This is a genomic window from Streptomyces sp. NPDC044719, assembly GCF_056433405.1.
Genome location: NZ_JBWKHE010000002.1, coordinates 318,415 through 330,801, shown reverse-complemented (window position 1 = coordinate 330,801; position 12,387 = coordinate 318,415). Strand labels below are relative to the sequence as shown.

General features: G+C 70.7%; 11 protein-coding genes and 1 pseudogene. 4 read left to right on the top strand and 8 right to left on the bottom strand.

Going from position 1 to position 12,387, the window contains the following annotated elements:
• The 5 genes from AC07DF_RS08205 to AC07DF_RS08185 all read right to left on the bottom strand — a co-directional run bounded on the left by AC07DF_RS08205 (nt 1) and on the right by AC07DF_RS08185 (nt 4,676).
• Nucleotides 1-744, bottom strand: coding sequence for an SDR family oxidoreductase (locus tag AC07DF_RS08205; RefSeq protein WP_478968143.1), 744 nt, complete (start codon nt 742-744; stop codon nt 1-3).
• A 52-nt stretch (nt 745-796) separates the two neighbouring features.
• Entirely contained in the window at nt 797-2,107 is a 1,311-nt protein-coding gene (locus tag AC07DF_RS08200; protein ID WP_478968141.1) for an MFS transporter, read from the bottom strand.
• 92 nt (nt 2,108-2,199) lie between these two features.
• Entirely contained in the window at nt 2,200-3,186 is a 987-nt protein-coding gene (locus AC07DF_RS08195; RefSeq protein WP_478968139.1) for a 5-oxoprolinase subunit C family protein, read from the bottom strand.
• A complete protein-coding gene (locus AC07DF_RS08190) occupies nt 3,179-3,892 on the bottom strand; it encodes a 5-oxoprolinase subunit B family protein (protein WP_478968137.1) in 714 nt (237 codons plus the stop codon). The genes AC07DF_RS08195 and AC07DF_RS08190 overlap by 8 nt, the downstream gene beginning before the upstream one ends.
• A gap of 1 nt (nt 3,893) precedes the next feature.
• Nucleotides 3,894-4,676: a LamB/YcsF family protein gene (locus AC07DF_RS08185; protein WP_478968135.1), complete on the bottom strand. Its 783-nt coding sequence runs from the start codon at nt 4,674-4,676 to the stop codon at nt 3,894-3,896.
• 286 nt (nt 4,677-4,962) lie between these two features.
• On the opposite strand from AC07DF_RS08185, the gene nac reads away from it, so the two are divergent.
• Nucleotides 4,963-5,880 (top strand): nitrogen assimilation transcriptional regulator NAC, encoded by a 918-nt coding sequence (nac, locus tag AC07DF_RS08180; protein WP_478968133.1) that lies wholly within the window; start codon nt 4,963-4,965, stop codon nt 5,878-5,880.
• A 91-nt stretch (nt 5,881-5,971) separates the two neighbouring features.
• Nucleotides 5,972-6,967 carry a 2-hydroxyacid dehydrogenase gene (locus tag AC07DF_RS08175; protein ID WP_478968131.1) on the top strand — a complete coding sequence of 332 codons (996 nt, stop codon included), beginning with the start codon at nt 5,972-5,974 and terminating at the stop codon, nt 6,965-6,967.
• A gap of 29 nt (nt 6,968-6,996) precedes the next feature.
• Here the strand turns inward: AC07DF_RS08175 and AC07DF_RS08170 are convergent.
• From AC07DF_RS08170 to AC07DF_RS08160, 3 genes and pseudogenes are all read right to left on the bottom strand, one after another.
• Nucleotides 6,997-7,734: pseudogene (locus AC07DF_RS08170) on the bottom strand (DUF418 domain-containing protein); the annotation flags it as partial.
• A 10-nt stretch (nt 7,735-7,744) separates the two neighbouring features.
• Complete coding sequence (locus tag AC07DF_RS08165; RefSeq protein ID WP_478968129.1) at nt 7,745-9,328, bottom strand: PucR family transcriptional regulator; 1,584 nt, start codon at nt 9,326-9,328, stop codon at nt 7,745-7,747.
• Between the two features lie 24 nt (nt 9,329-9,352).
• Entirely contained in the window at nt 9,353-10,702 is a 1,350-nt protein-coding gene (locus AC07DF_RS08160; protein WP_478968127.1) for an MFS transporter, read from the bottom strand.
• A 167-nt stretch (nt 10,703-10,869) separates the two neighbouring features.
• On the opposite strand from AC07DF_RS08160, the gene AC07DF_RS08155 reads away from it, so the two are divergent.
• Complete coding sequence (locus AC07DF_RS08155; protein WP_478968125.1) at nt 10,870-11,529, top strand: SDR family NAD(P)-dependent oxidoreductase; 660 nt, start codon at nt 10,870-10,872, stop codon at nt 11,527-11,529.
• A 181-nt stretch (nt 11,530-11,710) separates the two neighbouring features.
• Nucleotides 11,711-12,382: an HAD-IA family hydrolase gene (locus AC07DF_RS08150; protein WP_478968124.1), complete on the top strand. Its 672-nt coding sequence runs from the start codon at nt 11,711-11,713 to the stop codon at nt 12,380-12,382.
• The last annotated feature ends 5 nt before the right edge of the window (nt 12,383-12,387 follow it).

Sequence of the window (12,387 nt, the reverse complement as noted above, 5' to 3'; positions counted from 1 at the left end):
TCAGCCCTCCCTGCGCTCGAAGTTGAGGCCGCCGGGAACCTGGAAGGTGGGCAGGATCTCGACGTGCCCGATGTTGACGTGCCGGGGCGAGTCGACGGCGAACTCGATGGAGTCGGCGATGTCCTCGGGCTTGAGGGACTCGTAGCCGTCGTAGAAGCGCCGCTGGGCCTCCTCCATGTCGCCGAGCAGACGGCCGAAGATCTCCGTCTCCACGCGCCCCGGGCAGATCTCGGTGACTCGGACGCGGCGGCCGTAGCCGTCGACCCGCAGCTGGCGGGAGAGGGTGTGCACGGCGGCCTTGGTGGCGTGGTAGACGGTGTTGCCGCCGAAGTTGTAGACGCCGGCGATGGAGCTGATGTTCACGATGTGGCCGAGGTCGCGTTCGACCATGCCGGGCATCAGCAGACGGACCAGGTGCAGAACGGCCTGGATGTTGACGGCGACCTGCTCGTCGACGGCGAACTCGTCGGCGGTCAGGATGTTGCCGGTGCGTGAGACGCCCGCGTTGTTGACGAGGACGTCGATCTCCAGGCCGTCCAGTGCGGCGGTGAGCGCCTCGGTGTCGGTGATGTCGACGGCGTGCGGGACGCAACCGGTGTCGCGGGCGAGGGCGTCGAGCCGTTCGGCGTTGCGCGCCACCGCGTGGACCTCGAGGCCGCGCTTGGTGAGTCGCTCGACGACCACGGCTCCGATGCCGGTCGACGCTCCGGTGACGAGGGCCGTCCTGTAGTCGGAGATGGGCATGCTGCTGTGCTCCTTGGGGAGTGGGGGGGTGTGGTGCGGGTGCGTGGGTCTGTCAGGCGTCGCGCAGGGGCAGATGGGCGCGGTCCTTCACCCGGGACACGGCGATGAGCGTGCCGAGGGCGGTGACGACGGCGTAGAAGGCCGGCATGTTGACGTTGCCCGTCCGGGCGATGAGGTAGGTCATCAGCAGCGGGGCCGTGCCGCCGAAGAGCGCGGAGGAGATGTTGTAGCCCAGACCGTAGGCGGAGTAACGCACCCGGGTGGGGAACAGTTCGACGAGCAGGATGTGGATGACGCCGGTGTGCCCGGCGAACACGACGGCCATGACACAGGCGCCGACGACGGCGAGGGCGAGGTTGCCGGTGCCGATCAGGAGGTAACAGGGGATGCCGACGACGGCCATGGCGATCGCCGACCCGGCGATGACCTTCTTGCGTCCGATCCGGTCGGAGAGACGGCCCATGTAGGGGATGGCGATACAGATCGCGACCAGGCTGGAGGCGGTGACGAGCAGCCCCTGGACCTTGCCGAAGTCGAGCTCGCTGCTCATGAAGGTGGGCATGTAGCTGAACAGGACGTAGTATCCGGAGCCGTTCATCAGCGGGATGAACAGGGCCAGCAGCATGGCGCGGCGGTGCTCGGCGGAGGTGAACGCCTCCTTCAGGGGGTTCTTGGACAGGCCGCCCTGTTCCTTCAGGCGGTTGAAGTTGGGCGTGTCGCTGATCCGCTTGCGGATGTAGATGCCGGTGATGCCGAGCGGCACGGCGAGCAGGAACGGTATGCGCCAGCCCCAGGACTCCATGCGCTCGTCGCCGAGTCCGCTGGTCATGGCGGCGGCGACCAGCGTGCCGGTGAGCAGGGAGAGGAAGGAGGCGATCTGCGCGTAGCTGGTGTAGAGGCCGCGCTTGCCCTCCGGGGCGTGCTCGGCGAGGAAGCTCATCGCGCCCGAGGCCTCGCCGCCGACGGAGAAGCCCTGGGCGACGCGCAGCAGGATCAGCAGGGCCGGGGCCGCGATGCCGATGCTCGCGTAGGTGGGCAGGATGCCGATGGCCGCGGTGGCGACGCTGATGAGCATGATGACGAAGACCAGCATCCGCTGGCGCCCCATGCGGTCGCCGAGGTGGCCGCAGATGATGCCGCCGAGGGGGCGGAAGAAGAAGGAGACGGCGTACCCGAGGAAGACGAGCATGATGGCGTCGTCGGAGCCGGGGAAGAAGACGGCGGCGAGCGTTCCGGCCATGAAGCCGAAGATGCCGTTGTCGTAGAGCTCGGCGAAGATGCCGACGCATCCCGCGAGGGTGACCTTCCGGGCTGTTCTGGGGTCGACGGTGTTGGGGACTGGCTGAGCGGCCATGGTGGTCATGGCGTCTCCTGTCTTGCGGCGGGCTGGGGACGAGGGGCGGGGGGCTTCCGTGCGGGTGGGCGAGAGAGGGCGGCTGGGGAGGTGGCCGGGTGTCAGGCCGGGTCGGGGGCGCGGATGCGCAGGGCGTCGAAGGCGGTGCGGACGCGGGTGCGCAGTGCGTCGACGGCGCCCCGCTGGGCACGGTGGGCGGTGACCGCCTGCTCGAGGGTGCGGTGGCGGAAGCGGAGGGTCTGCCCGGGGCGCACCTGCCCCAGGGCGGACAGACCGGTGGCGGTGACGACGGCCAGGACGGGGTAGCCGGCCGTGACGCCGCGGCCGCGGTGCAGCACGAGGAGCTCGTCCCCCGCCGGCACTTCGACGGCGCCGATGGGGACACCGCGGGAGAGGATCTCGCCCTGGGTGACGCGGCGGGGCACCTCGCCCTGCAGTCGCAGGCCGATGTGGTTGCTGCGCGGGCTGACCGTGAAGGGGGCGTCGAACAGCCGGGTCGCGGTGTCTGCGAACTCGGCCCGGTCGGGGCCGTCGGTGACGTCGATCGTCCAGGTGCCGGGGAACGGGGGGACGGGGGCGTTCAGACGGAACAGCGGGATCCGTGAGAAGGGGTGGTCGAGGGGCGGGCAGGCCGAGCGCAGCACGAGTTCGTCGCCGCCGCTCAGGGCGGGGCCGAAGCCCAGGATGGTGTCGGGGGCGCAGCTGCCCTGGAAGTAGTCGGCCTCGAACGAGCCGAGCACGGCCAGATAGACGCGCAGTCCCTGCCGGATGCCGGTGACGCGAAGGGTCTCGCCCGCGCACACGGAGACCGGTTCCCACTGGGGGCGGACGCTTCCCTCGACGGTCACGTCGGCGGGGGCGCCGGTCACGGCGACGAGGATGTCGGCGGAGGGCACGCACGCGAAGTCGAGTGCCGTGATCTCCAGCAGCGGGGCGCGCTCGTCGTTGCCGCACAGGACGTTGGCGACGCGCGCCGAGTGCTGGTCGGCTGCTCCGCCGGCGGGCAGACCGTAGCGGGAGCGGCCGACCCGGCCGAGGTCCTGCACGGTGACGATGCCGGGGGTGCGGATCGTGAGGGTGTCAGCCATGGCAGGCCGCCAGAGAGGTGCCGGCGTGGTCGTCCCACTCGTCGGGAGTGATGGGCACGAAGCGGAAGGTGTCCCCGGGCCGGTAGGCGGTGATCGGGTCGCTGTGCAGGTCCAGGACGCGCACGGGGGTGCGTCCGAGGAGCGGCCAGCCGCCGGGCGAGGGCATCGGGCAGATGACGGCCTGCCGTCCGGCGACGGCGACCGAGCCGGGATCGACGTGGGTACGGGGTGACGCCAGCCGCGGCACGGGTTCGGGGAAGGGCGGGCCGTCCGTCATCGGCGCCCCGGCGGGCGCTCCGAGGCAGCGCACGGTGAGGTCGCTCCCGGAGTGGAGGGCGACGACCTCGCTCTCCGTCAGGCCGAGTCGGCGGGCGACCTCGGGCAAGTCGGGCCCGTGCTCGCCGCCGTAGACGACGGGCACGACGAAGCGTCGTGGCGGTGTGGCCGGGGCGGGGTGCGGCCCGAGGCGGGCGGCCTCGTGCGCCACGATCCGCCGGACGGTGTCGTGGTCGGTTCCGGTGCAGTCGAACTCCACGAGCAGGGCGTCGTAGGTGGGCACCACGTCCTGGACTCCGGCGAGTTGGACCGCGTCCAGGGCGTCGGCCAGGGCATGGACGAGCCGCCAGGCGTCTTCGGCGTCCAGGCCCACGGCCCTGGCGGTCAGGGCGGAGTCACCGCAGTCCGTGATCGTGATGTTGCCGTTCATGTCAGGCGCCCGTCCCGCTCAGCACCTTGTCGAGGGAGGTGATCTCGACACCGGCGGCGAGGAGTTCCTGGCGGATGCGGCCGGCCAGGGCGATGGCGCCGGGGCTGTCGCCGTGCAGCAGGACGGTGTCGCAGGCGACGGGGATGTCCTTGCCGTCGGCGCTGCGGATGACTCCCTCGGTGACCATGCGCAGGGTCCGCCGGGCCACCTCGTCCGGGTCGTGGATGACCGCTCCGGGCTCCGAGCGGGGGACGAGGGTCCCGTCGTCGCGGTAGGCGCGGTCGGCGATGCCGACGATGCCCACGCGCAGTCCGCGGGCCCGGGCGGCGTCGGCGAGTTCACCGTCCTGCGCGAGGACGATCAACGACTCGTCGAGGGAGGCGACGGCGTCCACGACGGCACGGGCGTAGTCGGCGCGTACGGCGACCAGGTTGCCCAGGCGTCCGTGCGGGGCCACGTGCTGCACCTGGGTGCCGTGCGCTACGGCGAACGCCTGGAGGGCGCCGATCTGGTACAGCACGTCGGTGCGGACCTCCTCGGGCGTGAGGTCCATGGCGCGGCGGCCGAAGCCGACCAGGTCGGGAAAGCTCGGGTGGGCGCCCACGGCGACCCGGTTCGCCACGCAGGTCCGGACGGTGGCGTCCATGATGCGCGGATCGCCGGCGTGGAATCCGCAGGCGACATTGGCGGACGTCAGCATTTCCAGGAGGGCTTCGTCGTCGCCCATTGTGTAGGCGCCGAATCCCTCGCCGAGATCGGCGACGAGATCAACCATGGGGGTCATGAAGTCCTCCGGGAGAATATAGGGAAGGACAGTGCAGGGAAGGACAATGCAGGGAAGGGCCATGCGAGGAAGGGGAATGCGATCACGTCTCGGTGATTTCCCGAAATGCATCCTGGCTGGATGTTCCGCTCAACTTAATCCCCTGCTCGCTCGACCGCCAATATGCGTTCGATCTGGCGTTATCGCGAACCGTTATGACCTGCCTCACACCCCGGCCTCTCTCGGGGGTGTGCTTCGAGGTGGGCCCTCCCTACGATGAGGCTCCGCTCCCCGTGGAAGGCCCCGCATGGACACCAGGCGTCTGTACTCGTTCATCAAGATCATTGACGCGGGGAGCATCACGCGCGCGGCCGACATCCTGCACATCGCCCAGCCCGCGCTCAGCCAGCAGCTGTCCGCACTGGAGGCACAGTTCGGGCAGCAGCTGCTGATCCGCAGCAAACGCGGGGTGGCCCCGACCGAGGCGGGCCGGGCGCTGTACCGGCACGCCCAGCTGATCCTGAGGCAGGTGGATCTCGCGCACGCCGCCGTGGAGGTCTCCGGCCGGGCCCCCGCCGGCAGCGTGTCCGTGGGTCTCGCGCCGTACAGCCTGGGCGCGGCGCTCGCTCTGCCGCTGCTGAAGAGCGTGCGCGAGCGCTACCCGGACATCCTGCTGCACGTCAACGAGAACTTCGGCGGTGTGATCAGCGAGGCCATCATGACCGGACGGATGGACATGGCGTTCATCTACGGGGCCGGCCCCCTGCGGGGTGTGCAGTTCGAGCCCTTGCGGACGGAGGACCTGTTCCTGATCGGCGCCCCCGGGGACACGGCCCCGCACGGGGCGGGCGAGGTGGACCTGGACGAGCTCAAGGACGTGCCGCTGCTGCTGCCCAGCCGCATCCACACGATCCGGCAGGTGGTGGACGCCGCTTTCCAGCAGGCCTCGCTCCTGCCGAACGTGGCGGGCGAGGTCGAGTCCGCGCTGACGCTCGTCAACGCCGTCGACGCGGGCCTCGGCGCCACCGTCCTGCCCTGGTCGGCCGCGCGCGCCATCCTCGACGTCCGCTCCCTCTCGGTGCGCCGCATCGTGCATCCCGTGATCCAGGTGAAGCTGTCCCTGGTGACCTCGGACAACCAGCCCCTCTCGGAACCCGCCCTGGCGGTGCACGACCTGTTCCTCGAACTCATCACGGCCTTTGACGAGACACCGCACGAAGAATAAGAAACCGCAATAGCGTCACACGAAACCTCTATTTGTCTCCGGCGACATGCGCAGCTAGTTTTCTGCGAAAATCCCTGCCCTGGAGACATGAATGCAGAAGCGTGTGCTCACCACCCGTGAAAACCTGCCCGGCAACGGCCTGGACCGTCTGGCCGGGGCAGCGGATGTGGTGGCCTGGCCCGGCGACGGCAAGCCCGGCCCCACGGATCTGGCCGCGCTCGCACCCGGAGTCGCCGGCATTCTGGCCCTGGGCAACGACCCGGTGGACGGCGCGCTGATGGACACCGCCGGCCCCTCCCTGCGGGTCATCGCACTGGCGAGCATGGGCTTCGACAACGTCGACCGGGCCGCGGCCGCCGAGCGCGGCGTCGTCGTCACCCACACCCCGCGTGTGCTCGCGGAGACCACCGCCGACCTCACCTTCGCCCTGATCCTCGCCGCCCGCCGGCGGATCGGCGCCGCCGGAGCGAGTCTGGCGTCGGGCTCCTGGGGGCTGTTCCGGATGCACGACTACCTCGGTCTGGACATCCACGGCGCCACCCTCGGCCTGGTCGGCTACGGCCAGATCGGCCGTGCGGTGGCCCGCCGGGCGCATGGATTCGGCATGCGGGTGTTCCACCACGACCCCTACGCCCCGGACGACGACCTGTCGGCCTCGGTGGAACTGTCCACGCTGCTGGCGGAGTCCGACATCGTGTCACTGCACGTGCCGCTCACCGAGGAGACGCGGCACCTCATCTCCGCCCGCGAACTGGCCGCGATGAAGCCCACGGCCACGCTGGTCAGTACCTCCCGCGGTGGTGTCGTCGACGAGGAGGCCCTGCTGCACGCCGTCCGGGAGGGGCGAGTGCACTCCGCCGGACTCGACGTCTTCGAACGCGAGCCGATGGGAACGGAGTTGTCACCGCTGGTCGCCGAGCCGAACGTGGTCACGCTCCCCCACATCGGCTCGGCCACCGAGGCCACCCGGGCCGCCATGGTCGATCTGGCGGTCGACAATCTCCTCGACGTCCTGGCCGACCGCCCCGCCCGGACACCTCTGCCGGGAAGTCCGGCGGTGCCCGGCGACGTCGCCCGGCAGCACTGACCGGCCTCCCCCACTCGGGCGCCGGCCGCTCACCGCACCAGTTCGGCCGGCTTCGTGGCCTTGCCGAGCAGCCACTCCAGCGGGCCTCGCCGGAAGAGCCGGGACCACAGCGTCGCGAAAACGGTCACGGCGGCGATGAAGCCGAGCAGCACGTGCGGCGGTGAGCCGGGGAGTTCCCCGATGCCGAGGAGCCGGATGCCGACGACGTGGAAGACGTACGCGGTCAGGGACATCGTGCCGACCGCGATCACCGGTCGGGCGGGCCGGTGGAAGCGCGGGAACGTGTCCACGGCCGCGATACAGGCGACGAGCACCGCGATCGCCACACCGGCGTTGGCGATGACCGAGAGGGTGGTCTCGCTGTGCGGGGAGGCCACGAGGAGTGCGGCCGGGGTGTCGCCGCTGGGGTAGCCCCAGGTGTCGGACCACCAGGCGGACGCGGCCGAACCGCCCTCGCCCCAGGCGGAGGCGTTGATCGCCGGCAGGGCTCCGGGCACCAGGTGCAGGGCCAGCCAGGAGCCGCCGTACCCGAGCAGGGCGAGCGCGACGCCGGTGAGGCCCAGACGTATGCGTACGGCGGTGGCGGCCAGGTCCAGGCGGGCCACCGCCATGCCGGCGATGACGAAGGGGATCCAGGTCAGGGCGGGGTAACTGCCGGTGAACAGCAGCGAGACGACGCCGTCGGCATCCGCGGGCCAGGCCCAGACACCGCCAGGACCGCCGTTCCCGGCGGAGTTCAGGGCGCCCTGGACGACGTACAGGGCTTGACAACGCGGTTCACGCCCGGCCCGGGCGGTGGCGTGCCCGTTGTGCGTCCAGGGCCGCGATCGCGACATGCAGCTGCGCCCGGCAGTCGCCGGACTCGAGGTCCGCGCGCAGGATGTCCTCGATGAGGTGCAGGCGTTGGTAGAGCGCCTGCCGTGACAGGTGGCTGCGCCGGGCCGCGATCGACTTGTTGCCCGCGGACGCGAGGTAGTGGCGCAGGGTGGTCAGCAGGTCCGTGCCGTGGTCCTGGTCATGGGCGAGCAGTGCGGCCAGTTGGCGTTCGGCGTAGGCCTGGACCCGCGGGTCGTCGCGCAGCGAGTAGAACAGCTGGGGCAGGCCGATGTCGGCGATGGTGTGGACGGCCGCCGGGCCGACGGGCGGAACGGCGTCGGCGACCTGTTCGGCCTCGGCGGCGGAGCGGGCCACCTCGGACAGTTCGCCCACCTCGGCACCGACATGGACGGGCGCACCGGCCAGTTCGCTGATGTCGGTGGCCAGCGGGCGCCAGCCGCCCGGCTCCCGGTAGGCCAGGAGCACGCCGATTCCGCGCTCGCCCAGGTCTCCCACGAGGGCGCTGCCCTCCAGCCGTGCGCGCAGCTTGTCGAGGAGCGCGTCGCGGTCGGCGGCGCAGACCAGTACGACGGCGAGTCTGCGCCCGTGAGTCGGCACCCCGAGCGCGGTGATCTTCGTCCGGGTGTCGCGCCAGGACAGGTGCCGCTGTTCCAGGACGTCGAGCAGCGCGTCCCGTTGGGCCTGTTCCTCCCAGCGCGTCTCATGGGTGAGCCGGGACAGGGTGAGAGCGATGGCCGCCCGCTCCAGGACCATCACATGGTCGGTGTGGAACCGCTGCTCCGCGGTGCTGCCCGGCAGCATGGCCAGCCGTCCCCATCGCTGACCGCGGAACTCCACCGAAGTGACCAGCCAGCCCTCCTGTCCGCACACCTCGGTCCGTTCGGTGGGCGAGGGAGTGACCCGGGACCGCTCCTCCCAGCGGTTGAGCGCGTCCTCCACCATGGCTTCGCCGGGGGCGCAGATCAGGGCCTGGTGGGCCAGGTTCTCCAGCACGACGGCGCGGCCGGTCATCGTCGCGGCGGCCCGGACGACCTCGTCGGCTCCGGCTCCGCGCAGGGAGAGCGCGGTGAAGGTGTCGTGGACGTGCTGCGCGGCCCGGAGGGTGCGGACCTGGCCGGTCAGGATCATCGCGTGCACTTCCTGGGTCACGTCGACGAACTTGATACCCCGCTGCAGCACGATCAGCGGCACGCCCCGCGCCCGGCACGCGGCGACCAGCTCATAAGGCGCCTCCTGGAAGCGGCGGCCGAGTTCCAGGACCAGGGCGGCGGCGCCGATGTCCGCGAATTCGGCGGCCCACTCCTCCAGCCGGTTGGGGAAGCCGAACCCGGTGGTCAGGACCAGCTCGCCGCCCCGCAGGGCCGAAGCCGGGTGCTCCCACTCGGTGACATGCACCCAGCGCACGGGCCGGTCGAGCCGGTCGTGCCCCGCGAGGACCTTCGGCAGTCCGCGGACCAGCACGGGAAGGGCCAGTACCTCGGCCACCGTCACTGTTCCGCCGTCGCTCACTCTGACAACTTGCATGCTTTCGAGCCACCACGCAATGGGTCACGGCTGCCGGACCGGCACGGCTTCGGTCCTGGTCGTGGAGGTGAGGGGGCGGTCCTTCGTCTCCGGCGCCAGGGCCAGGGAGACCACCAGGCCGACGAGTGTGATGCCCGCTCCGATCAGCAGCGTTCCGGAATTGCCCACCCCGGCGATGAGCAGCGGCAGACAGAACGTGCCGCCGGCCGATCCGATGCGGCTCATGGCGGAGGCGAAGCCGACCCCGGTCGCCCGCAGATCGGTGGGGAAGAGCTCGCTGGGATAGAGGAACTGCAGGGCGCTGCCGGCGGCCTCGGCGAAGTGGAACACCAGGAACAGGACGATGATCGGCAGGGCGAGGTGCAGCGGCAGCACCGCCAGACAGAACAGCGAGACGAAGATCGCGACGAAGCTGCCGATCAGCAACGGCCTCCTGCCGACGCGGTTGACCAGGAACAGACCGGTCGACACGCCCAGGATCGGGATCAGCATCATGACGGCGGCGCTGGTGGTCGCGTTGCCGACACCCATCGAGGTGAGGATCTGCGGCTGGAAGGTCCGGATCGCGTAGCCCGTCGCCACCTGGCACAGGAAGAACGTCGAGCAGAACACCACCTGCTTCGTGTAGCCGCGGCGGAACACCTCGCCGATGTTGCCCAGGCCCGACCCGGTGCGCCGCGGCACCCTGCTCTCCTCGACGAGTTCGTCGACCCGGACGTCGGGTCCGATGTAGCGCCGTACGATCGCGGTCGCCTCGTCCACCCGGCCCCGGCTGGCCAGCCAGCGCGGTGACTCCGGGAGTCCCGCCCGCATGAGCAGGAAGATCGCCGCCGGGACCGCCCCGGAGGCCAGCATCCAGCGCCATGCGTCGTCGCCGACACCCATCAGGGCCAGCCCGATCCAGTAGCTCACCCCGTAGCCGATCCACCAGGACAGCACCAGCCCGGACAACGCGCTGCCGCGCAGTTTCCTCGGGACCAGCTCGGCGGTGAGGGCCGAGGCGATCGGATAGTCCGCGCCGACGGCGATCCCGATGATCAGGCGCAGTACGAAGAGCTGCCAGGCCTCGTTCACGAAGAACTGCGGGATCGACGCGGCGACGAACACCACGAGGTTGAGGACGTACATCAGCCGTCGCCCGACCCGGTCGGTGATCGCGCCGAAGACCATCGCTCCGACGAACACGCCGATCAGCGCGGAACTGGCGAGCAGTCCGGACCAGACGGAGCCCAGGTGCAGCTGGGGGGTGATCTGGCTCAGTGCGATGGCGATGATGCCGAGCAGATAGCCGTCGCAGAACGGGCCGCCCATCGCCACCGCGACCAGGCGGCGATGGAACCGATTGACGGGAACGTCGTCCAGGGTGGTTGTCATGGTGGTGCGCCTCTCGTCGGCAACGGCCGGGTGCAGACACTGTGGGACAGGTCACCCGGGGCCGACAGATACAGAGTGTCAGGTGGTCCCGGGCCCGGTTGACACGGCGTTCCGTTCCTCGCCCGCCGGTATCGCGCGGCCTGTCGGCTGCGGTACATCTGGTCGCCATGGAACAGAGAACCGCGCTGGTCACGGGCGCGAACCGAGGACTGGGTGCCGCCATCGCCGAAGGCCTGGCCGGCCAGGGTGTCCGCGTGTGGCGCGGCGTACGAGAAGGCGGAGGCACGGCACGCGAGGTGCGGCTGGACGTACGGGACGAGGACAGCGTCACCGCGGCGGTGCGGCGGATCACGGACGAGGACGGGCGCGTCGACATCCTCGTCAACAACGCCGGTATCACCGACGGCAAGCAGGCGTCGGCGACGGCCGACCTCGCTGTCGCGGCCCGGGTGTGGGACACCAATGTGCTCGGTGCCTGGCGGTGCGCGCAGGCGGTCGTCCCGGGCATGGTCGCCGCCGGTTACGGCCGCATCGTGAACATCGGCAGCACGCTCGGCTCCCTCGCCCTGATGGACCGGCCGTCCGAACCCGGCTACCGCGTCTCCAAGGCCGCGCTGAACGCGCTGACCCGGCTGCTCGCCGCGGAGCTCGCCGGTACCGGGGTCCTGGTCAACGCCGCGTCGCCCGGCTGGGTGCGCACCGACATGAGCCCGACCGCGACACGCGGCCCGGCCGAGGGGGCCGACACCCCCATCTGGCTGGCGATGCTGCCCGGCGACGGGCCCACGGGCGGCTTCTTCCGGGACCGGGAACCGCTCGTCTGGTGAGCGTACGCGCTGCTCAGCGGGTCCGCCGGTCCCCGGCCGCACGACGCCGTGTCAAGCGGAACGGCGATGCGCTGACAGTCTGTTCCTGTCTCCCCGGGACGCCCCGGCGCAGAGTGAGGACATCAGAGCGAAGACCACGTCCCGCCGCCGCTCGCACGCGGCACGACACTGAGGAACGCCCATGGCTCCGAGGCCCGTCGTCTCCTTCGACTGCTACCGCACCCTGATCGACTTCGACCTCAACCGCGCCACCCTGCCCATCGTCCGGGACCGCCTCGACGAGGTCGGCGTCGACCATGAGGTCTTCCTCGACAACCTGCGCGTCATGCGCTTCCAGGGTGTCGTCCAGCCCTACCGCCGCTACCGCGAGATCGTGCGGGACAGCCTCGAGAACTGCATGCTGCTGCACGGCATCGAGTACCGCGACGAGGACTACGACCGGCTGATCGCCGCCGCCGAGAGGTTCCCGGTCTTCCCCGACGTCCCCGACGCGCTCCGCCGGCTCAAAGAGCGCTACGACATCGCCATCCTCACCAACAGCGACGACGACCTGATCCCGTATCACCTGGAGACCATCGGCGTCCCCTTCGACCATGTGGTCACCGCCCAGCAGGCAGGCGCCTACAAGCCCCGCCGCCAGGCCTTCGAGAAGCTCTTCGAGGTGCTTCCGCAGAGCAGGGACCAGATCACCCATGCCGCGCAGGGCTGGGACTACGACATCATGCCCACCAAGGACCTCGGCATCGCCCGGCGGGTCTGGGTGAACCGCTACGGCCTCAAGGGCAGCGACGCCTACCAGCCCTACGACGAGATCCGCGACCTGTCCGAACTCCCCGCGCTGCTGGGGATGTGAACACG